The sequence below is a fragment of the Gilliamella sp. wkB7 genome, assembly GCF_001693435.1.
GTDB classification, from domain to species: domain Bacteria; phylum Pseudomonadota; class Gammaproteobacteria; order Enterobacterales; family Orbaceae; genus Gilliamella; species Gilliamella apicola_N.
Window position 1 is genome coordinate 2,687,983 of sequence record NZ_CM004509.1, and the last position, 21,930, is coordinate 2,709,912.

Genomic DNA, 21,930 nt, shown 5'->3' on the forward strand with positions numbered 1-21,930 from the left:
TTGACTCAAAATAGTGATATCTAAAAAGCTCTCTAAATCGTGTTCAATTTAGAGAGTTTAATTTTGTCAATAATGACATTTTTAAGAACACTTATGAAATTAAATTTTTCCTTTCTCTTTTAATCCTCGCATAATGTTAGCAACATAAAGCATTTCGCCTGGTGTACCGAGTGAAATACGGCACCATTCCGTAGCAGGAGGAAAATCCCGTCCAATCAAAATAAAGTTATTTTTCATTAATTCCCGATATGCTTTTAAATCAATCGGACTTTTATGAAACATAAAATTGGTTTCAGATTTTAGATAATGTAAACCTAAATCGGATAAGACGTTTTCCATGATTTGACGTGAAACATCAACGGCTTTTTTAGAATAGGTTAAAAATGCTTGATCATCCATTGAGGTTAACGCGGCACAAACGCCACAATAGTTAAGCTTTTCGCCTGCTACATATTGGGCGATATTATTGATATTTTCGGCTGAACTAACTGCATAACCTACACGTAAACCTGCCATAGCATGAATTTTTGAAAAAGTTTTCAGCAATATTATATTTTCGTAACCTTGTCCAATAAGGTAATCGACTGATTTGTATGCAGGATCATTAACAAACTCAGCGTAGGCTTCATCAATAATAAAAATAGTATTTTTAGGTTTGCTTTTTATCCATGATTCGATCTCTTTAGTTGCAAAAACGGTCGAAGTAGGATTGTTAGGATTAACTAAATAAACAATCGATGACCCTTTATAGTTCTCAACCGCTTTTTGTATACCTTTCAAATCGATTTGCCAATCTGGTAAACTTAGTACTTTGTTGATGCGTAAATTGAAAATTTTACCAAAATGTTCGCCGTCACCGTAGGTAAGTTCTGGGATAACTAATTGGGTATCTGGTTTAACATAGGCGGCAATAGCGCTACGAATCCCCTCTGATGAACCTGCAGTTAATAAAATTTGAGATTCATCTACATTATGGTGTTTAGCTAATCTTTTATTTAGTAGTGGCATTTCTGCTTTAGCATAACGATTTGCTTTAGGAACAGCATTAATTGCCGCTTGTTGAGCATTAGGTGACATGCCAAGGGCATTTTCATTAAAATTGAGCCTGACTGGATTGTTTACATCGGGTGTAACTACTTTATCAAGCATCGGTAGGGTATATGAAATTGTGTTTTTTACTTCTTGCGCATAGGCTTTAGATAAAAATTGATTGATAGACAAACCAGCTATCGCTGCACTTGAAAATGTTAATAATTTTCTTCTATTGATATTTATATTAGACACCATGATTCACCTCATGTTTTAGTTGATCCTTATGTGGTCAATATTTATCCATGCAAAAATAATACCAAGTTAAAAAATTAATTAATATTATTGATTTATAATAATAAAATAGTAAAAGAAGAAGGTTGGCAATAGATGTTTATTAAAGAATGCACAATATTGATGCTTTATTGCACAAAAAGGGTGTATAAAAAGACCAGTTATTGTTTTTAGTAATAACTGGTCTGTTTCATTCTTTATAGAAAATGCATCATTTGTGCTTAACTATCAGGCGGGGTTTCAATATCCGAATAGCTTGATAGCATTTGTAAGAACCTATATTTTGATTCGACCATTTTTGTTGAACGTGCATGTAGTATATTAGCAACAGTCGGTTCTAAGGTTTCTAAACGTCGGAATCGTTGTTCTTTAAGTAAAATACTTGATAGAGCTTCACTATTTGGTGATTTTGAATCTAAAACTAAACCCGGTTTTCCTTCAGCCGCACGGCGAGGATCATAACGATAAAGAGGCCAGAACCCAGATTTCACTAAATCTTTCATTTGTTCGTGGGATTTAGCCAGATCATAACCATGTTCCTCACACGGACTATAAGCAATGACAAGTGATGGCCCATCATAGGCTTCCGCTTCTTGTAATGCTTTTAATGTCTGGTTTAGTTGAGAACCTAAAGCCACTTGAGCCACATAAACATGACCATACATCATAATGCTTACACCTAAATCTTTACGTGCTTTATGTTTACCCAAATCTGCAAATTTAGATACGGCGCCCATAGGTGTTGCTTTGGACTGTTGACCACCCGTATTAGAATAACATTGAGTATCTAATACTAAAATATTGACGTTATCGGTTAAACTCATTACATGGTCAAGTCCGCCAAAACCAATATCATAAGCCCAACCATCTCCACCAATTGCCCACACTGATTTATCAATCAGATAATTGGCGTCTTCTAATAATTCTTTAGCCTCGACAGAATCAATGTGTTTTAATTGCTCTCGTAATAAGTCAACTTGCATTCTTTTTTCAGCGATGGTTGCATCAGAAGATTGCAAAATGATAGCAATTTCTGGGGAAATCTCGCCCGCCAAATGATCAAGTAAACGTAAGGCACGTTTTCTATGTTGGTTATAAGTGATGCGATAACCTAAAGCAAATTCAGCATTGTCTTCAAATAAAGAATTAGCCCAAGCAGGTCCGCGACCCGAGCGATCGGTAGTATAAGGTGTTGATGGTAAATTACCCCCATAAATGGATGAGCAACCAGTTGCATTAGCAATAGCCAAATGGTCGCCATAAAGTTGTGTCAATAATTTAATATAAGGTGTTTCACCACAACCCGCACAAGCACCCGAATATTCAAACAATGGTGTAATTAATTGAGAAGTTCGAATATCTATACGCTCAAGTGATTTGATATCACGATCTGGTAATTGAGAAAAGAACTCATAATTAACTCTTTGTGTGTCAAGGTTATCAATACGAGGTTGCATATTGATTGCTTTAATATCAAAGTTGTTACGATCACGAGATGGACACACCTCAACACATAAGTTACAACCAGTGCAATCTTCCGGAGCTACTTGTAATACATAACGTTGACCTTTCATATCGCGCGCTTTAACTTCTAGCGATTCTAGTGTATCAGGAGCATTAAGCATTGCATCCGGTTCGACCACTTTGGCTCGAATAGCTGCATGAGGACAGGCAACTGCGCAATGGTTACATTGTGTACACAGTTCTGATTTCCAAATCGGGATCTCTTCAGCAATATTACGTTTTTCCCATTTAGTGGTGCCAGTTGGCCAAGTGCCATCTGGTGGGAATGCCGAAACCGGTAGACTATCGCCTAAACCTGCTAACATAGTTGCAGTAACGGTTTTTACAAAATCTGGCGCATTGTTTGGTACAATAGGAGGCATTGATGGACTACTTTGATCCACACAACTAAGTGGTATTTGTTCAAGCGAAGTGATGGCTAAATCTAACGCTTTCCAGTTATTTTCAACCAACTCTTGACCTTTACTACTGTAACTTTTGGCAATGACTTCTTTTAACTGTGTGATGCTAAAATCATTTTTGAATATATCTGATAGATGAAAAAAAGCAGCTTGCATGACTGTGTTAATTCTGGCTCCTAAATTACATTCACGCGCAATTTTAGCTGCATTGATAATATAGAAATGGGCTCTTTTCTTAATTAATTGTACCTGCACTTCTTTAGGTAACCGATGCCAAATTTCATCTTTGCTATAAGGGGTATTAAGTAAAAAAATACCGTCATCTTTGAGTTTATCGACAATCTGATATTTATCTATAAATTGGTCTTGATGACAACCAATAAAATGTGCACTTGTAATTAAGTAAGGCGAATCAATTGGATCTAAGCTCACACGTAGGTGAGAGGTAGTTAATCCACCTGCTTTTTTGGAATCATAAACAAAAAAACCTTGCACATAAAACGGTGAACTGTCTCCAATAATTTTAATATTATTTTTAGTTGCCGAAACGGTGCCATCACTTCCCAGCCCGTAAAACAGTGCTTCTAGTGCTGATTTTTGCGGAATTGATTTATCTGGTAGTGGTAATGATAGCCCAGTAATATCATCATAAATACCCACAGTAAAGCGTGGTCTTGGTTTTTCTAAACCAAGCTCATTGAAAATGCCAAGTACCGAGCGGGGATCAAACTCTTTAGAGGATAATCCATAACGTCCACCTACAATCTGTGGCATAGAACTACGTTCACCACGAGACAAGCTCTCAGCAAAAGCTGTCATAATATCCAAATATAAAGGTTCCGCTTGTGCTCCTGGCTCTTTGGTTCTATCTAATACGGCAATTTTTTTAACACTATCTGGAATCACGGCAAGTAAATGTTGAGCTGAAAAAGGACGAAATAATCGAACAATTACCACCCCGACTTTTTGATTTTCTTTAAGTAGATAATCAACCACTTCTTTACTGGTGCTCGCACCAGAACCCATAATTACAATAATTCGTTCAGCATCACTGGCTCCGTAATACTCAAAAGGTTTATACTTTCTTCCAGTTTGTTTTTCAAAAACGATCATAGCATCAACAACGTGCTGATAGGCATTATCATAATAACTATTTATAGCTTCTCGACATTGAAAATAGGTATCAGGATTGGCAGATGTACCACGGATCACCGGTTTATCAGGGGTTAGTGCTCGTGAACGATAAGCTTTAATTGCTTCATGTGGTAAAAGATTATGAATATCTTCATCTGATAGCGGATAAATCTTATTTACTTCGTGTGATGTTCTGAAACCGTCAAAAAAATGGACGAATGGAATTCGACTGTTAAAACTTGCAATTTGAGAAATTAATGCTAAATCTTGTGCTTCTTGTACCGAGCTAGAACAAAGCATAGCAAAACCGGTCTGTCTAACAGACATAACATCAGAATGATCACCAAAAATTGACAAGGCATGCGTAGCAACAGTACGCGCAGCCACATGTAAAACAAATGGTGTAAGTTCCCCTGCAATTTTATATAACGAAGGGATCATCAACAATAATCCTTGTGATGATGTAAATGATGTTGCTAATGCACCCGTCATTAATGCACCATGAACAGTGGAAATTGCTCCTGCTTCGGATTGCATTTCAACTACTCTTGGAATATCACCAAATACGTTTGGCTTATCAAATTCTGCCCATGTGCTAGCTTGTTCAGCCATTGAAGAGCTAGGAGTAATTGGATAAATGGCAATGACTTCGTTTGCACGATAAGCGACGGAGGACACCGCGCTATTAGCATCTGATATGATCATTAAAAAAACCTTGTAATTTATAGTGTTACGACATTACTTAATTATTATAAATTTTGACTATTGTACCAGAAAGTAAGATAGCTTTTAGTTATTTTTATATTAAATTTTTGGTAGGTGTTTTTGAATTACAGATATCTCTAACTTTTTATCGAGATATTAATGAGATAAAGAAAAAAGCAGCTTTTCAGTAACAAATAATTAGGAGTAAAATATTATCTGTAATTAGAATTTTAGTGATTAAACGATTGATAATAAGTTAATTAGATTTAAAACCAACATTTTAAAAAAGGGATAAAAAATGATATTATTCTAAAGATAGATTTTTTCGAATAATATCATTAAGTTAATTTATTTCATCACAACACGATCAGTCGATGTTGAGTGTTTAATTTCGCCTAATAACCATGCCTTTTCACCGTGCTGATTAAGTATAGAAATAGCTTTATCTGCCAGTGATTTTGGTAAAGCAATAATTAAACCAACACCACAGTTAAACGTGCGGTACATTTCATGACGGCTTACATTACCTGCTTTTTGTAGCCAATTAAATATTGCTGGCCATTGCCAACTTGCTTCATTTATTATTGCTTGAGTATTATCGGGCAGAACGCGAGGAATGTTTTCCCAAAATCCACCACCAGTAATATGCGCAATTGCATGTACATCTTTAATCTGAGCAATTAAATCAAGAACAGATTTGACATAGATTTTAGTTGGTGCAAGTAAATGATCAGCAAGTGGTTTCCCGTCGAGTTGTTCAACAGCAGGGTTAACACCACTCACTTCAATAATTTTTCGTACTAATGAATAGCCATTGGAGTGTGCACCACTTGATGCTAATGCAATTAATGCATCACCATCTTGAACTTTAGTACCATCAATCAATTGCGATTTTTCAACGACACCCACACAAAATCCTGCTAAATCGTAGTCGTTACCATGATACATGCCTGGCATTTCAGCTGTTTCACCACCGACTAAGGCACAACCTGATTGTTTACACCCCTCGGCAATGCCTGTAACTACCGTTGCGGCAACATCGACATTAAGTTTGCCCGTTGCGTAATAATCGAGGAAAAATAAGGGTTCAGCACCTTGAACAATGAGGTCATTGACACACATGGCAACCAGATCAATACCGATTGACTCATGGCGGTTCAAATCCATTGCCAAACGTAATTTAGTACCAACGCCATCTGTACCAGATACTAAAATGGGTTCTTTGTATTTTTGTGGAATAGCACACAGTGCTCCAAAGCCACCTAGTCCCCCCATCACTTCTGGGCGTTTAGTTTCTTTAACAACCGATTTGATGCGATTAACCAGTTCATTGCCAGCATCGATATCGACACCAGCATCTTTATAACTGAGAGATTTATTATTTGACACAGCGAGCAATCCTTACAGTAGAAAAATTGCTTTTTATTTTAGCAAGGATGAAATTTGTTGGCGATGGATTATTTAAAAAATAACGAATTAATTCAGTTTGCTAATTATTTTCAAACCAGCTTTCTAAAATAATGACAGCAGAAGTAGCATCAACATGCCCTTTTTCAAGGGCTCGATAACCACGAGAAGCAAAAATCCTTGATTTTGCTTCAACAGTCGATAAGCGTTCATCTTGCAATTGAACTTGATAACCAAACCGTCCATGTAATCGATTAGCGAACTTACGGGCTCTGGCGGTTAACGGTTGTTCTGTACCATCCATATTCAACGGTAAACCTACGACTAATAAATCAGGTTGCCACTCATTTAAGACTTTTTCAATAGATTGCCAATTGGGGATACCATCACGAGCTTTGAATGAACAAAGAGGACTAGCGGTTCTAGTCACATCCTGACCAATAGCAGCACCAATACTAAAGGTGCCAAAATCAAATGCAATTACTGTCGCCATGGGTTATGCATTACCCATTTGGTGCGAAATTGTGTTCATATTGACACCCAAAGATTCGGCTGCTTTTTGCCAGCGATTTTCAAAAGGAACTTCAAAAATAATCTTAGCGTCAGCATCAGCAACTAACCAGTCGTTTCTGGCAACTTCATCTTCAAGCTGTAACGACTGCCAACTAGAGTAACCCAATGCTAATAAAAGATCTTTGGGTTGTTGACTTGTGCCAATTGATTTTAATAAATCCAGAGAAGTGGTTATCATTACATCGTCAGAAATTTGAATACTTGATGAAAAACCGGCTTGCGGTGTGTGTAATATAAAGCCTTGTTCTTCTGCAATAGGACCTCCTGCAAAAACAGGATATTCAAGTTCTGCGCAATTTCTTGATGCAGTAATTTCAAGGCGACTTAGTATCGTTGAAACATTCAGTTCAATGATAGGTTTATTGATAATAATTCCCATAGCGCCATCGCGGTTATGCTCACAAATATATACTACAGAACGACTAAACAATACGTCGCTCATGGTCGGCATAGCTATTATAAAATGATTTTTTAAATTCATATGCTCACATCTTTAATTGTTTATAAAGCACATTTACCAATTTTAACATTATGCTCAATATCGCAACGCAATAAAAGTTCTGATTCATTACTTTCTTCATTGATTGATTCGGATATGATTTCGAAGTTTTGTGAAAGAAAAAAGTTAATCGCATCAGTATTTTTCTTATAAACATGCACAAAAAGTTCATTATAGCGTTGTTTAGCTTTATTAACTAAAGCTTTGCCTGTTCCTTGTCGACGATAATCTTGTTCAACAAACAGACCTGAAATATAATTTTCAGTTATACCAATAAAGCCTTTTACACCATCAAGATCTTGAACATAAACAGTTGACATTGGGATCAACATTTCTACGATATCAAAATTTTGTTTGAAAAAATTACTATCAATAAAGTTATGTGCTTGTTCATTACCTTGTAACCATATTTCCATAACTTTATCTAAATCGGCACTTTTAAATTCTCTAATCATTTTTAACTCAACTTATTTAATCGACGTTCAATGGCATCCATAAGCATGCCAGTAATTGAAAGATTTGGATTTTCTGCTTCAATTTCCCGAACACATGTAGGGCTAGTAACATTGATTTCAGTTAGTTTATCACCAATGATATCCAATCCTACAAATAATAACCCTTTTTCTTTTAAAGTTGGAGCAACACTTTTAGCAATATGCCAATCACTTTCACTTAGTGCTCTGACTTCACCATGACCACCTGCCGCAAGGTTACCTCGTGTTTCACCTTTCTGTGGAATTCTAGCTAGACAAAAAGGGACAGGTTCGCCATCGACAACTAAAACTCGTTTATCGCCATCTTTAATAGCGGGTATATAGGTTTGAGCCATGCAGTAACGTGTATTATGTTCGGTTAATGTTTCAATAATCACGGATACATTTGGATCGCCTTGTTTAATTCTAAAAATTGAGGCGCCTCCCATACCGTCCAAAGGTTTTAAGATAATATCAGAATATTGTTGATGAAACTCTTTAATATGTTGGGTTTGCCGAGTAACTAATGTTTCAGGTGTAAATTGTGCAAACCAAGCAGTAAATAGTTTTTCATTACAATCACGTAAACTTTGTGGTTTATTAACCACTAATACACCTTTTGCCTCAGCACGTTCAAGAATGTACGTTGCGTATATAAATTCTGTATCAAAGGGTGGATCTTTACGCATTAAAATGACATCAAGATCACTTAACGGTATAGTTTGTTCTTCAGTAAAATCAAACCAATGGGAATGGTCGTTATAAACCTTTAATGTCTTTGTTGTTGCGTACGCTTCGCCATTGCGTAAAAAAAGATCATTCATTTCCATATAAAAAAGTTGGTATCCACGTTTTTGTGCCTCATGTAGCATAGCAAAACTTGTGTCTTTCTTAATTTTGATATGACTAATTGGATCCATTACTATACCAAGCTTAATCATGGTAACTCCTTACTGACGTTATTGGTTTTATCGACATTTATGATGATAACATATATTAAAGTAATACTTGTTAAAAAGTATATTTGAAACATTATGATAGAATATTACCCATTATTATAAGTAAATTGGTAACTATCATACTCGTTACTGGTCTAGATGCAAATAAACATTTATTACCTTATTTCTATTTCATTAGCCTAAATCACCTGAATGTACTTGTAAGGCTGTAATAGCGGTAAGTGCTGCTGTTTCAGTGCGTAATATACGTGGACCAAGTAGTATATCAGTAAAATCATATTGATGTGTCATATTGATTTCAGCATCGGACAAACCGCCTTCTGGACCAATTAGTAGACTAATATCTTTTTTATCATAAGGTAAATGCTTAATACCATGTTGCGCTTTAGGATGTAAATTTAACCTTAACTGACTTGTTAAACTTGCACACCAATTTTCCAGTTTCATCACGGGATTAACGATAGGTATCACGTTACGACCGCACTGTTCACAGGCTGATATCACAATTTTCTGCCATTGTTGGACTTTCTTATTCATTCTTTCGTCATCCAACTTAACACCACAGCGTTCTGACAAAAGGGGAGTGATAGTGTTAACGCCTAATTCTACGGATTTTTGAATGGTAAATTCCATTTTTTCCCCGCGCGAAATCACTTGGCCTAAATGAATATTTAAAGGAGATTCACGATTATCTAAAATTGTTGTAGCTGTTTTTACTGTGATGGATTTTTTATTTATTTCATGAATAACTGCTGGGGTGATGTGATTTGAACCATCAAATAAGATGATTTCTTCACCTGCTTTCATTCTCAACACCCGTATAAGATGATTAAAAGCATCATCATTTAAAGTTATAAGGCTATTTTGTTTGATGGTAAAAGGTTGATGTATCCGAGTCATAATTACTAATTTCTTATAATATATTGCAATAAATTATAGCGTAATTTATCAATATTCGGTAATCTCTATTTAATACAGATCAGCAATCGGAACTAACTATGAAAATTAATAATAAAGACAGAGTATTAATAGAAGGTCTTACTGTTCTAACAACCATCGGTGTTTATGAATGGGAAAAGACCATAAAACAAAAGTTAATACTGGATCTTGAAATGTCATGGGACAACAAGCCTGCGGGTGAGAGTGATGATGTTACACTGTGTTTAGATTATTTTTTGGTTAGTCAATCGATAACTAATTTTATTCAATCTACTCAATTTGAGCTTATAGAATGTGTCGCTGAACGTGTAGCACAATTGGTGATACGAAAGTTTTCAGTGCAATGGTTAAAAGTGAAAGTTTCAAAACCTGGCGCGATTGCTAATGCGAGTAATGTGGCCGTGGTGATAGAACGAACCGCTAATTAATCTAGGATTTTAATCGATGATAAACAAGCAAGAAGCTAATAAAAAAGCACATCGTTCAACCAATAAATTTGAGAATTATGAACCTTTTACCATCGATTTTGTTAAAACATGGTGGTGGTATCAAAGACGTAAAGTGCTTGAACCAAAAGGAGGGTATGAAGCATTTAATCAGGTTTGGTGTGAGCCTATCGATCTTACTTTACCTGACGATAGAGTTTGGTGGATAGGTCATTCAACCAATTTAATTCGTTTAAATGATAAGATGATTTTAACTGATCCTATTTTTTCTAAGCGAGCTTCACCCTCACAATTTTCTGGTCCTAAACGTCATAATTCACCTGCACTTACTATCGATAAACTGCCTAACATTGATTTTGTTATGATTTCGCATAATCATTATGACCATTTGGATGATTATAGTATTCATCAATTGGTTAAGCGATTTCCTAAAATCGTCTTGGTTGTTCCTTTAGGATTGAAAGATAAGCTTTTGAAATGGGGTGCTCAGCAGGTTTTTGAACTTAATTGGTATGATTCAATCACTTTTGATTGTCTAACTTTTGCCGCAACACCCGCTAGACACTGGAGTAATCGAGGTCTTTTTGATATTAACAAATCGTTATGGTGCGGTTGGATAGTGCAATCAAATGTGGATATTCCCAATAAAACTAAAACCGTTTATTTTATGGGGGATACTGGCTATTCACCGCGTTTAAAAGAGATAGGTCAACGTTTTACTTGTATTGATCTGGCATTAATTCCAATAGGTGCTTATGCTCCCCGTAGATTGTTACAATCACAACATATCGATCCTGCGCAGGCTGTGCAGTTGTATGACGAACTCAATTGTCATGAAGCGATTGCTATTCACTGGGGAACATTTGAATTATCTGATGAATCGTTAGATGAGCCTGCGCAACAATTATGTGAGCATAGAGCTGATCGTTGTTTTCATCTATTAAAAATAGGTGGCAGTTTAGCTATTAATCATCATAATTCTGGATTAAAATGATTTTCAAATGTTTGAATTCGAAACTGTAATTCAGTTTTTGATTGAAAAAAGGGGGCATAATGAAATTAGCAACGCTTGGATTAACTTGCATCATCTTAAGTTTAACTTTAGTTGCATGTGGCGGGAAGAATGATCAAGGGAAAAAATATCACTGGTCAAAGGCACATGGCGTATTAGAAGATTGCAAAGGTATGATGAGTAAATCACAACAATGTGAAAATAATTCAAATAATCAGCAGTTCCTTTTTCAAGTAGATAGGTATTAGTATGAGTGCATGGCTTATTTATGCTTTACTCTCAGCAATTACCGCAGCTGGTGTGGCGATTTTAGGTAAAATCGGTTTACAACAGCTTGATGCCAATACAGCCACAGCGATTCGTGCCGTTGTTATGGCCATTTTTTTGGTTGGTGTGGTTGTAGTACAAGGAAAACTTAATCTTGTTAGCACATTTTTAAATGATAAAAAAGCATTGTTAATCATAGCACTAAGTGGTATTGCTGGTGCTCTATCTTGGTTGTTTTATTTTATGGCCATTAAAGAAGGTAAAGTATCGCAAGTTGCGCCAATCGATAAATTAAGTGTGGTTTTTGCAGTCGTATTTGCAGCGATTTTATTTGGTGAAAAAATCTCATTGTTAGCTGGAATTGGTGTGGCAATGATTGCTGCTGGTGCTATTTTAGTTGCACTCTTCTAATAACTAAATAACATTAATCATACACTATTTAAATAGTGTATGATCTTGTGTTAATAAGTTAACTTTTATATTAGATTAGTGAAATTACTTAAGTAGAGTATTAAATAGTTCAATCGTCACCAATTCGCCTTTGTTTACATTACCGCGTTCTTGTTCGAGAATAATAAAACAGTTAGCCTGATTAAACGACTGTGTAATATGTGACCCTTGTTGGCCAGTAGTAACAACTTCTAATTCTCCTTGAGCATCAATTTGCAATCTTCCTCGTTGAAAATCTACCCGACCAATACTCTTTTTAAGGTTGGTAGCTGCTTTTACTTGGAAACGAAAATCAATATCGGATGTTGCAAGCCCAGAAAGTGTTAAAATCAAAGGCTGAACGAGTTGATAAAAAGTTACCAAAGTTGATACTGGGTTGCCCGGCAAACCACAAAATAATGCATGACCAATTTGTCCAAAAGCAAAAGGTTTACCTGGTTTCATGGCAATTTTCCAGAAATTGATCTGTCCTAAATCTTCTAAGGCTGTTTTCGTATAATCGGCATCGCCCACCGAAACGCCACCACTGGTTATGACAAGATTTGCTTGGTTTGATGCGGTCACTAAAGCTTGTTTAATTTGAGTCGGATCATCAGGAATAATTCCAAGATCAATGATTTCACAGTTAAGTTTTGTTAATAACAATTTTAAAGTAAAGCGATTACTATCATAAATTGCGCCATTGCCTGATAAGGGCATTCCAATTGGTGTTAGTTCATTACCCGTTGAAAAGATAGCTACTTTCAATTTGTTAAAAACGGTGACTTCGCTAATGCCTAATGTTGCAAGGGTTGATAGGGTAGGTAATGTTAATTTAGTACCTGTGGCAACCGTTATCGAATTCTTTTTTACATCTTCACCACACCGACGTATGTTATCACCCGCTCTAATTTCCTTTAAAAAACGAATACCTAAATCGGATTGTTCTGTATACTCTTGCATTACAACCGCATCTGCGTCAATCGGGACAGGGGCACCTGTCATAATTCGTAAACAAGTACCTTCAGGCCATTGTAAATTACTAATATCGTCACCCGCAAAAATTGCACTGGCTAGAGGTAATGTTTTTGTTTGTTGAATATCTGAAAGTCTGACTGCGTACCCATCCATTGCTGAATTATCAAATCCTGGAACATTAATTGGCGAAATAATTGGTATGGCAGCAATTCTATCTAAAGCGTCAAATAATGAAACCTTTTGGTTAGAAAGAGGTTTTGCTGTAGTCGCGATTTCTAATATATTTTGTTTAGCTTGATTAAAAGTAAGTAACATTGACGAGTGCTTTCCTTATGTGAATAGTCCATTAGTTTTGACAAGAAGTTTCAGGTAAGGTATACGTTTGTGTAAAAATTATTATTATATTATATCTTAATGAGAACTTAATATAACAGTAAATATAACAACGTCGCCAAAAGACGACGTGAAATAGATGGTTATACATTAAATAAAAAGTTCATGATATCGCCATCTTGTACGATATAGTCTTTTCCTTCAGAACGCATTTTCCCTGCTTCTTTAGCACCTTGTTCACCGCCATATTTGATAAAATCATCAAAAGCAATGGTCTGTGCTCGAATAAAGCCTTTTTCAAAGTCGGTATGAATTTTACCTGCTGCTTGTGGGGCAGTATCTCCAACCGAAATTGTCCATGCGCGAACTTCTTTAACACCTGCGGTAAAATATGTTTGTAAATTAAGTAAACTGTAACCAGCACGAATAACGCGATTTAAACCAGGTTCAGTTAATCCTAGATCTTGCATGAACTCATCACGATCAGCATCATCTAGTTCAGCAAGTTCTGCTTCAATGGCTGCACATACAGGAACAACAACAGATTTTTCTTGAGCGGCGATAGCTTTTACTTTTTCTAAATAAGGATTATTTTCAAACCCATCTTCATTAACATTAGCAATATACATGGTTGGTTTTAATGTTAAAAAGCTTAAGTATTTAACCGCATCAAGCTCTTCTTTACTTAAATCCAATAGCAATAGCTTTTTACCTTGTTCTAAATGTGGTAAGCATTTTTCAAGAATTTCTAGTTCAAATTTAGCATCTTTATCGCCACCTTTAGCACGTTTTTGTAAACGTGTCATTGCTCTTTCACAAGCTTCTAGATCGGCTAACGCAAGTTCAGTATTAATAATTTCAATATCTTCAGCTGGGTCAATTTTGCCTGCAACATGAATGATATTTTCATTTTCAAAACAACGAACAACATGACCAATGGCTTCAGTTTCACGAATGTTAGCTAAAAATTGATTACCTAAACCTTCACCTTTTGAGGCACCTTTTACTAAACCAGCAATATCAACAAATTCCATAGTAGTAGGTAAAGTGCGCTGAGGTTTGACAATTTTAGCCAGCTCATCTAAACGTGGATCGGGCATTGGTACTACACCAGTATTTGGTTCGATAGTACAAAATGGAAAGTTAGCTGCTTCAATGCCTGCTTTGGTTAGTGCGTTAAAAAGAGTTGACTTGCCAACATTTGGTAGTCCGACGATACCACATTTAAATCCCATACTGTTTGTTACCTTTTTATCAATAAATGTCTTAAATATAAGAGGTAATTATATACTAAATCATGCTATTTATGCCAATGTTCTTATTGACGTGCTGCTAATAGATCTATATCAAATGTTGATATCGGTTTTAACTTGTTACTTTGCTTGAATTTATTAAAAGTGACAAGTAGCGCATGACTTGTTAGTTTATTCTTCCAAATTTAAACCAATTTGATAGAGTTGATTCTTTTTAAGTCCATAAATTTCAGCAGTAATCGCAGCTGCTTTTTTTAATGGTAGCTCTTTTTGTAATAATTTAAGAGTATTTATGGCTTTTGGATCAATATCCTTGTTACTTTCTGTATACCCAGCCACAATTAAGACAAATTCACCTTTTTGACGAGATGCATCTTGATTTAACCAGTCTATAAGTTCATTGACTGGAAAGCTAACAATGGTTTCCCATGTTTTAGTAAGTTCTTTAGCCAAAACGATTTGCTTATCGGCACCAAAAATAGTTTGCATATCCTTAAGTGTCTCTAATAAGCGATGCGTTGATTCATAAAAAATCATGGTGCGAGGCTCAGTAATTAATGAGACTAAACTATCTTGCCGTGCTTTGCTTTTAGCGGGTAAAAATCCTTCATAAATAAATTTGTCGGATGGTAATCCAGCTACTGATAAGGCTGCAATGGCGGCACAAGCTCCTGGAATCGGAACTACTTTTATATCATTTTCACGGCAAGCTTTTACTAAATGGTAGCCAGGATCATTGATTAATGGCGTTCCGGCATCTGAAACCAAGGCAATAGAGATACCTGATTGGAGTTTTTCAATCAGAACGTGTGCTTTTTCTTGTTCATTATGATCATGCAAGGAAAAAAGCTTAGCTTTAATACCCAAATGCTGTAATAATAAACCGCTATGCCTTGTATCTTCAGCAGCTATCAAATCAACACGTTTAAGTGTGTTAATTGCTCTAAGGGTAATATCATCTAAATTTCCAATGGGTGTTGCAACAATATATAGAGTCATTAATTTGAGTCACATTAAAATTTCACAGAAAATAGAATAAATCTACTGTACGAGAAAGCATTTTATTGTATATACTCACCACTTTCAAAAATAAATTCTATTTTCCGCTATTTATTATAATAGTTATAATAAATAAACATATTGCTCATTAGATGTTGACTATTTGTTGTGCAATCTATTAATAATCGAAAAACAGAGGGTATATTTGTGCGAATTTAGTAGAAATTCGGTGGATTGTAATTGATTTAAATTGTATCCTTAACTATTTTATTATAGCTAGCATAATAAGGAACCGATATAATAGCTTTTTATATCAGAAACGATAGAATATGCTCTTAAAACAATATTAACGAATGAAAGGTGTTGCTTTGAAAAAGATTCTTACGCTAACTTGTTTAAGCTTGGTCATTACTGCCTGTACTCAATCCAATCCTGCCCAAATTGAAGATATTTCGGATTTTTCTGGTGGTTCATCAAAAACAGGTTACTCTAAACCTCCTGTTAATATTTCTACTGGAAGTGGTATTACTCCATCTTCAGTACCATCAAATACCAATTCAACACAGGTACCTAAACCAGTAACGACGTCAAGTTCAAATAATGGTGATGCAAACAATAAGACAAACAGTAATGTAAACAGCAATAACGGTGTTATTATTACTAACGATCGTGTTTCATATAACCGTAATTATGACGAAATTCCTAAGGGAGGGTATCAAGGAGATACTTATACTGTAAGCCGAGGCGACACATTATATTATATAGCTTGGGTAACGGGTAATGATTATCGCTCTTTAGCGGCTAAAAATAATATTAAGAAACCTTACTCTGTTTCAGTTGGCCAAGTATTAGATGTAAGTGGGGGAACTACAGTTGTTACACAACAAGTAACGAGCAATCAAACAACTCAACAAGTGGTGGTTACCAATCCAACATCTAAAGTAACGGATACTAAAACAGCACCTACACCTACAACTACAACTTCTACACCAGTACCTACACCTGTTTTAACTACGACCACTACAACAACTACTACATCAGGAAAAAATCAGACATCGAGTGTTGTTCAGACAACTCAAACGGTAACCGATTCTGTTAGCAATACTACAAATAATGGAAAAACAAATTTGTCAGATACTGGAACATCCGCTACTAAGGTTGCAAATATTACATGGCAGTGGCCAGCAAAAGGCAAAATTATTGAAAAATTTTCTAATGCTAGTAAAGGTATTGATATCGCTGGTGGATTAGGTAATAAAGTGATGGCTGCCGCAGATGGTCGCGTGGTTTATTCAGGTAATGCTTTACCTGGTTATGGGAATTTAATTATTATAAAACATAATGATGATTACTTAACTGCATATGCACATAACCAGTCGATTTTAGTAAAAGAGCAACAAGCAGTTCGAGCAGGAGAACAGATTGCAACTATGGGAGCGACAGGTACCTCTTCAGTAAGATTGCATTTTGAAATTCGTTATAAAGCAAAATCCGTTGATCCATTAAAATATCTTTCAAAAAATTAGTATTTATTAACTGCGAAACAGTTAATGTATGGGATTTACGAGTATTATAAAGATTATTTAATTTAAACAGTTTTATTCTACGTAACAAAGGAGTTAGACTCATGGCAGTAAAAAAATTAGTTCTTATTCGACATGGAGAAAGTGTTTGGAATCAAGAAAACCGTTTTTGTGGTTGGACTGATGTTGATTTATCTGACAAAGGTAATAAAGAAGCAGCCGAAGCAGGTAAACTACTTAAACAAGAAGGTTTCCAATTTGATTACGCTTATACTTCTGTATTAAAACGTGCAATTCATACTTTATGGCATGTTCTTGACGAAGTTGATCAAGCTTGGTTACCTGTTGAAAAATGTTGGAAACTAAATGAACGTCACTATGGTGCGCTGCAAGGTCTAAATAAAGCTGAAACTGCGGCTAAATATGGTGATGAGCAAGTAAAATTATGGCGCCGTGGTTTCGCAATTACGCCTCCAGCACTTGAAAAATCAGATGAACGTTTTCCTGGTCATGATTCACGTTACAGCAATTTACCTGAATCAGAATTACCATTAACAGAAAGTCTAGCGTTAACCATTAAACGTGTACTTCCTTATTGGGAATCAACAATTGCGCCACGTGTTGCTAAAGGTGAACGTGTAATTATCGCTGCTCATGGTAACTCTCTTCGTGCTTTAGTTAAGCATTTAGACAACATCAGTGACGATGATATTATCGAACTAAACATCCCAACTGGTGTGCCATTAGTGTATGAGTTTGATGACAACATGAAAGTTATCAAACATTATTACTTAGGTAATGCTGATGAGATCGCGGCAAAACAAGCAGCGGTTGCTAATCAAGGTAAAGCGAAATAATTAATCTTTAAGCTTTGAAAAAGGTAAGTTATGTAACTTACCTTTTTACTATCTGAACTATCTCTTTTATCCATTAATTTTATTTCTGAGAGTCTTATTTTGTCGAAAATTTACTATATTTATGCCGTAATGAACGCAGGTAAATCAACCGAGTTACTACAAATTGACCACAATTATTTAAGTAATAATATGCAAACTTTACTGCTTAAATCTTCGGTCGATACCCGTGATTCGGCGGTTGAAATTGTCTCACGTTTAGGATTGCGAAAAAAAGCATTACAGCTTGATGATAATAGTGTTGATGAAATCATTGAATTGATTAAGAAAAATAATTACGCTTGTGTATTAATCGATGAAAGCCAATTTTTATCGCAAAGCACTATCTGGAAGCTGTCTGATGTGTGTGATGAATATGGTGTACCGATGATGTTTTTTGGTTTAAAAACGGATTATATGGGACATTTATTTGAAGGTTCAAAAACATTATTAGAAATTGCCGATAACTTTAGAGAACTAAAAACAGTTTGCTGGTGTGGAAAAAAAGCAACCATGAATTTATTAGAAGGAAAAGATGGGCAAATTGTTAAATATGGTAATTCAATTCATTTAGGAGATAGTGAGTTCCATTCAGTTTGTCGCAAACATTGGAAAGCGGGACAAATTAGACCTAAACAATAATCTTCTTAATATTTCACACTTATTCAATCTAATGATATTGCTATATTTATTATTTGGTTTTGTAAAAGTGTGAATAACCTCTCATTTTAATAATTTTTCTTTGTCGATTTTTGGTTATTTATGTCATATTGACTGAAACGATTCAGTGTTGTTTTATTAATCATGAGAGGAATTACCATGAAAGTTCAATTAGTTTCATTAGCTACAATACTTAGTTTGGCTAGTTATAGTGCCGATGCAAAAGAATTTATACTAACAGATGTTGAAAAAGGTCTTGCTAAAGGTAACTGGTCAATTACGAGTAAAGATTTAGGTGTAAAAGAACATGAATTCACTATCAAAAATACGGTTCTTAAAGGTGGTAAACAGGATGGTGCGGAACTTTTAACTATAGCTAGTGATAATCTTACAATTAAATTAAGTCCTACAAGAGGACTCGGTATTTTATCTGTTGATGGCGATGGCATCCGTCTGGGATGGGACTCTCCTGTAGATGAAGTTGTCAACCCTAAATACATTAATTTAGAAAGTCGCGGCGGATTGGGTTGGTTAGATGGTTTTAATGAGTTGATGGTCCGTTGTGGTTTTGAATGGACAGGTCATGCGGTACAAGCCGATGGCATGATATATACGCTTCATGGTCGAGCACAAAATACCCCTGTATCAAAATTGATCGTTAATGTATTAGATAAAGCACCTTATACCATAACAGTGAAAGGATTAATTAAAGAAAATACTTTCAAGAAAAGCAATCTAGAAACTTGGGTATCGCTTAGCTACGTACCAGGTAGTAAAGATTTCATTGTTCATGATGTCGTAACCAATAAAGGTGATTATACTCGTGATTACCAAATTATTTATCACAGCAATTATGGTACGCCGATTCTAGAAGAGGGTGCTCGATTTGTTGCACCAGTTAAAGAAATTTCACCATTTAATGATTATGCTAAAAAAGGCTTAAAAACATGGCAAACGTATTTAGGTCCAACTAAAAACTTTGATGAAATGGTCTTTAATATTTATCCTTATGCCGATGATCAAGGACAGACTCAAGTGATGGTTACTAACCAAGCAGGTGACAAAGGGGCGGGTATCTCATTTAATACAAGTCAATTACCTGTTTTTACTTTATGGAAAAATACCGATACTCTTAAACAAGGCTATGTAACAGGTTTAGAGCCTGGAACCAGCTTTGCCTACCCAGTTACAATTGAGCGTGAACAAAAGCGTGTACGTCAATTAGAACCAGGACAAAGTACTGAGTTTACTTTGGTGTATAGTTTGTTATCGGGTAAAAAAGCCGTTGAACAATATGAGGCTCAAATCAAGTCTATACAGGGCAACCAAGAAACCAAAGTTGTTGAACGACCAATGGCAAAAGAATAAGTCTTGTAATACAACTAACAGGGAAGTTAGTTGTTATATTCTTGTTGATTATTTAGTAAATCTATTATTATTGTGTCAAAGAACTCATCATTTTTTATTAACAGATCTTGCTATTTTTTTATAAAAAACGGTGTTTAATACTGTTAGATAGCATAAATTATCTCATTAATGCTCAAATCCAGTGAACCATGCAGATACTTGCTTGATAGCTAGGTGTTATATCGGTATGATTAGTGACATTCGATTATTTAAAATCAATTTTTGAAATTAATAACCGTTAAATATAGCTTGAATTGTTATCAAAAGTTGTCTGATTTAATATTGATTGAAATGGAAGAGGTTATTATGGCAAATCCTACTGGATCTTATGATTTGCGTGATGCAATTAATCAATTAGCACAAATCCCCGATCAACTGGTTACAACTGACACCCTTGTTGACCCTATGGCAGAATTAGCGGGTGTTTATCGGTTTGTTGGGGCAGGGGGAACGGTTAAAAGACCTACTCGAATTGGTCCTGCAATGATTTTTAATAAAGTAAAAGGATTTGATGATTTTAAAGTCTTAATTGGATTACTTGCTTCACGCAAACGAGTTGCACATTTATTTGGTTGTGAACCAGACAAACTCGCATTTTTACTAAAAGATGCAGTAAATAATCCCATAGCCCCGATAACGATTCCTCGTGAACTAGCAGTTTGTCAAGAAATCGTGCATAAAGCGACTGATCCTGATTTTGATATTCGTAAACTAGTACCCGCACCAACTAATACCGAAGAAGATGCCGGCCCATACATTACTCTTGGCATGCTCTATGCGAGCGATCCACAAACAGGTGAAAGCGATGTGACTATTCATCGAATGTGCTATCAAAGCAAAGACGAAATTTCAATCTACTTTGTTCCCGGACGACATATAGATGTATTTCGTGAAAAGGCTGAAAAAGCGGGTAAACCGTTACCTGTCTCAATTAGTATCGGTGTCGACCCCGTGATTGAAGTGTCTGCATGCTTTGAACCACCAACCACACCAATTGGTTTTGATGAACTTTCTATTGCTGGTGGCATTCGTGGGCGTGCAGTTGAATTAGTCGATTGCTTAACAGTTAATGCAAAAGCGATTGCTAATGCCGAAGTCGTCATTGAAGGTGAAATCTTACCAAATGTGCGAGTCGCTGAAGATCAAAACTCTCACACAGGTAAAGCAATGCCTGAATTCCCGGGTTATACTGGTCCTGCGAATCAATCATTACCCGTTATCAAAGTGAAAGCAGTTACTTATCGAAAAAATCCAATTTATCAAACTTGCATTGGACCAAGTGAAGAACATGTTAATATGGCGGGTATTCCTACCGAGGCCAGTATTTTACAAATGGTTGAGGCTGCGATGCCAGGTAAATTATTAAATGTTTACGCACATCGTTCTGGTGGGGGAAAATATTTAGCTATCTTACAATTTAAAAAATCTGTTCCTTCTGATGAAGGTAAACACAAGCAAGCTGCTATTTTAGCTTTTGCGGCATTTTCCGAATTAAAACATGTAATACTTGTTGATGAGGATGTCGATATTTATGATACTGATGATGTACTGTGGGCGATGAATACTCGTTTTCAAGGTGATATTGATATTTCAACAATATCAGGCGTTAGATGCCATCCGCTCGATCCATCTCAACGTCCAGAATATAGCCCGTTTATTAGGCAATTTGGTAGTTCGGCAAAAGTAATTTTTGATTGCACGGTGCCTTTTGCGTTAAAAGCAGAATTTGAACGAGCCCGTTTTAAAGAAGTTGATATAAAACGTTTTCTGCCAGATTTTGAATAAAATAGGAA

Annotated in this window: 20 protein-coding genes; 9 read left to right on the plus strand and 11 right to left on the minus strand. The window is 35.7% G+C overall.

Going from position 1 to position 21,930, the window contains the following annotated elements; genetic code table 11:
* Positions 1–99: 99 nt before the first annotated feature.
* From A9G17_RS11860 to rsmE, 8 genes are all read right to left on the minus strand, one after another.
* Positions 100–1,287 carry a pyridoxal phosphate-dependent aminotransferase gene (locus tag A9G17_RS11860; RefSeq protein WP_086308643.1) on the minus strand — a complete coding sequence of 396 codons (1,188 nt, stop codon included), beginning with the start codon at positions 1,285–1,287 and terminating at the stop codon, positions 100–102.
* Positions 1,288–1,544: 257 nt separating this feature from the next.
* Positions 1,545–5,087: a pyruvate:ferredoxin (flavodoxin) oxidoreductase gene (nifJ, locus tag A9G17_RS11865; protein WP_065738887.1), complete on the minus strand. Its 3,543-nt coding sequence runs from the start codon at positions 5,085–5,087 to the stop codon at positions 1,545–1,547.
* A 348-nt stretch (positions 5,088–5,435) separates the two neighbouring features.
* Positions 5,436–6,476 (minus strand): phosphoribosylformylglycinamidine cyclo-ligase, encoded by a 1,041-nt coding sequence (gene purM / locus A9G17_RS11870; RefSeq protein WP_065738888.1) that lies wholly within the window; start codon positions 6,474–6,476, stop codon positions 5,436–5,438.
* A gap of 100 nt (positions 6,477–6,576) precedes the next feature.
* On the minus strand, positions 6,577–6,987 hold the full coding sequence (gene ruvX, locus A9G17_RS13100) for a Holliday junction resolvase RuvX (RefSeq protein ID WP_065738889.1): 411 nt from the start codon (positions 6,985–6,987) through the stop codon (positions 6,577–6,579).
* Between the two features lie 3 nt (positions 6,988–6,990).
* On the minus strand, positions 6,991–7,548 hold the full coding sequence (locus tag A9G17_RS13105) for a YqgE/AlgH family protein (RefSeq protein WP_065738890.1): 558 nt from the start codon (positions 7,546–7,548) through the stop codon (positions 6,991–6,993).
* A 20-nt stretch (positions 7,549–7,568) separates the two neighbouring features.
* Positions 7,569–8,021: a GNAT family N-acetyltransferase gene (locus tag A9G17_RS11885; protein WP_065738891.1), complete on the minus strand. Its 453-nt coding sequence runs from the start codon at positions 8,019–8,021 to the stop codon at positions 7,569–7,571.
* Between the two features lie 2 nt (positions 8,022–8,023).
* A complete protein-coding gene (gene gshB / locus A9G17_RS11890) occupies positions 8,024–8,980 on the minus strand; it encodes a glutathione synthase (RefSeq protein ID WP_065738892.1) in 957 nt (318 codons plus the stop codon).
* 192 nt (positions 8,981–9,172) lie between these two features.
* Positions 9,173–9,898 (minus strand): 16S rRNA (uracil(1498)-N(3))-methyltransferase, encoded by a 726-nt coding sequence (gene rsmE / locus A9G17_RS11895; protein WP_065738893.1) that lies wholly within the window; start codon positions 9,896–9,898, stop codon positions 9,173–9,175.
* A gap of 98 nt (positions 9,899–9,996) precedes the next feature.
* Between rsmE and folB the strand changes: the two genes are divergently transcribed.
* The 4 genes from folB to A9G17_RS11915 are packed head-to-tail and all read left to right on the plus strand — an operon-like array spanning position 9,997 to position 12,073.
* Entirely contained in the window at positions 9,997–10,365 is a 369-nt protein-coding gene (folB, locus tag A9G17_RS11900; protein ID WP_065738894.1) for a dihydroneopterin aldolase, read from the plus strand.
* 16 nt (positions 10,366–10,381) lie between these two features.
* Positions 10,382–11,377 carry an MBL fold metallo-hydrolase gene (locus tag A9G17_RS11905; RefSeq protein WP_065738895.1) on the plus strand — a complete coding sequence of 332 codons (996 nt, stop codon included), beginning with the start codon at positions 10,382–10,384 and terminating at the stop codon, positions 11,375–11,377.
* Positions 11,378–11,436: 59 nt separating this feature from the next.
* Entirely contained in the window at positions 11,437–11,643 is a 207-nt protein-coding gene (locus tag A9G17_RS11910; RefSeq protein ID WP_065738896.1) for a hypothetical protein, read from the plus strand.
* Position 11,644: 1 nt separating this feature from the next.
* Positions 11,645–12,073, plus strand: a complete 429-nt coding sequence (locus A9G17_RS11915; protein ID WP_065738897.1) for an EamA family transporter — start codon at positions 11,645–11,647, stop codon at positions 12,071–12,073.
* Between the two features lie 84 nt (positions 12,074–12,157).
* Here the strand turns inward: A9G17_RS11915 and moeA are convergent, their stop codons facing one another.
* From moeA to rsmI, 3 genes are all read right to left on the minus strand, one after another.
* On the minus strand, positions 12,158–13,384 hold the full coding sequence (moeA, locus tag A9G17_RS11920) for a molybdopterin molybdotransferase MoeA (RefSeq protein ID WP_065738898.1): 1,227 nt from the start codon (positions 13,382–13,384) through the stop codon (positions 12,158–12,160).
* 161 nt (positions 13,385–13,545) lie between these two features.
* Entirely contained in the window at positions 13,546–14,637 is a 1,092-nt protein-coding gene (ychF, locus tag A9G17_RS11925; RefSeq protein WP_065602623.1) for a redox-regulated ATPase YchF, read from the minus strand.
* A gap of 189 nt (positions 14,638–14,826) precedes the next feature.
* Positions 14,827–15,654: a 16S rRNA (cytidine(1402)-2'-O)-methyltransferase gene (rsmI, locus tag A9G17_RS11930; RefSeq protein ID WP_065738899.1), complete on the minus strand. Its 828-nt coding sequence runs from the start codon at positions 15,652–15,654 to the stop codon at positions 14,827–14,829.
* A 368-nt stretch (positions 15,655–16,022) separates the two neighbouring features.
* Between rsmI and nlpD the strand changes: the two genes are divergently transcribed.
* The 5 genes from nlpD (at position 16,023) to A9G17_RS11955 (ending at position 21,922) form a co-directional block, all read left to right on the plus strand.
* Positions 16,023–17,180, plus strand: coding sequence for a murein hydrolase activator NlpD (gene nlpD / locus A9G17_RS11935; RefSeq protein ID WP_176714273.1), 1,158 nt, complete (start codon positions 16,023–16,025; stop codon positions 17,178–17,180).
* A 101-nt stretch (positions 17,181–17,281) separates the two neighbouring features.
* Positions 17,282–18,034, plus strand: coding sequence for a 2,3-diphosphoglycerate-dependent phosphoglycerate mutase (gene gpmA / locus A9G17_RS11940; RefSeq protein ID WP_065602620.1), 753 nt, complete (start codon positions 17,282–17,284; stop codon positions 18,032–18,034).
* A gap of 99 nt (positions 18,035–18,133) precedes the next feature.
* Complete coding sequence (locus tag A9G17_RS11945) at positions 18,134–18,712, plus strand: thymidine kinase (RefSeq protein WP_065738901.1); 579 nt, start codon at positions 18,134–18,136, stop codon at positions 18,710–18,712.
* Between the two features lie 177 nt (positions 18,713–18,889).
* Positions 18,890–20,098 carry an aldose 1-epimerase family protein gene (locus A9G17_RS11950; protein ID WP_065738902.1) on the plus strand — a complete coding sequence of 403 codons (1,209 nt, stop codon included), beginning with the start codon at positions 18,890–18,892 and terminating at the stop codon, positions 20,096–20,098.
* Positions 20,099–20,443: 345 nt separating this feature from the next.
* Entirely contained in the window at positions 20,444–21,922 is a 1,479-nt protein-coding gene (locus tag A9G17_RS11955; RefSeq protein ID WP_065738903.1) for a UbiD family decarboxylase, read from the plus strand.
* Positions 21,923–21,930: the final 8 nt, after the last annotated feature.

Coding starts and splice junctions, on each gene's coding strand:
- moeA (WP_065738898.1), bottom strand. CDS start 13,384: ATGTTACTTACTTTTAATCAAGCTAAACAAAATATATTAGAAATCGCG.
- A9G17_RS11915 (WP_065738897.1), top strand. CDS start 11,645: ATGAGTGCATGGCTTATTTATGCTTTACTCTCAGCAATTACCGCAGCT.
- rsmI (WP_065738899.1), bottom strand. CDS start 15,654: ATGACTCTATATATTGTTGCAACACCCATTGGAAATTTAGATGATATT.
- A9G17_RS11910 (WP_065738896.1), top strand. CDS start 11,437: ATGAAATTAGCAACGCTTGGATTAACTTGCATCATCTTAAGTTTAACT.
- nifJ (WP_065738887.1), bottom strand. CDS start 5,087: ATGATCATATCAGATGCTAATAGCGCGGTGTCCTCCGTCGCTTATCGT.
- ychF (WP_065602623.1), bottom strand. CDS start 14,637: ATGGGATTTAAATGTGGTATCGTCGGACTACCAAATGTTGGCAAGTCA.
- A9G17_RS11950 (WP_065738902.1), top strand. CDS start 18,890: ATGAAAGTTCAATTAGTTTCATTAGCTACAATACTTAGTTTGGCTAGT.
- ruvX (WP_065738889.1), bottom strand. CDS start 6,987: ATGGCGACAGTAATTGCATTTGATTTTGGCACCTTTAGTATTGGTGCT.
- A9G17_RS13105 (WP_065738890.1), bottom strand. CDS start 7,548: ATGAATTTAAAAAATCATTTTATAATAGCTATGCCGACCATGAGCGAC.
- folB (WP_065738894.1), top strand. CDS start 9,997: ATGAAAATTAATAATAAAGACAGAGTATTAATAGAAGGTCTTACTGTT.
- A9G17_RS11885 (WP_065738891.1), bottom strand. CDS start 8,021: ATGATTAGAGAATTTAAAAGTGCCGATTTAGATAAAGTTATGGAAATA.
- gshB (WP_065738892.1), bottom strand. CDS start 8,980: ATGATTAAGCTTGGTATAGTAATGGATCCAATTAGTCATATCAAAATT.
- gpmA (WP_065602620.1), top strand. CDS start 17,282: ATGGCAGTAAAAAAATTAGTTCTTATTCGACATGGAGAAAGTGTTTGG.
- A9G17_RS11955 (WP_065738903.1), top strand. CDS start 20,444: ATGGCAAATCCTACTGGATCTTATGATTTGCGTGATGCAATTAATCAA.
- rsmE (WP_065738893.1), bottom strand. CDS start 9,898: ATGACTCGGATACATCAACCTTTTACCATCAAACAAAATAGCCTTATA.
- A9G17_RS11860 (WP_086308643.1), bottom strand. CDS start 1,287: ATGGTGTCTAATATAAATATCAATAGAAGAAAATTATTAACATTTTCA.
- A9G17_RS11905 (WP_065738895.1), top strand. CDS start 10,382: ATGATAAACAAGCAAGAAGCTAATAAAAAAGCACATCGTTCAACCAAT.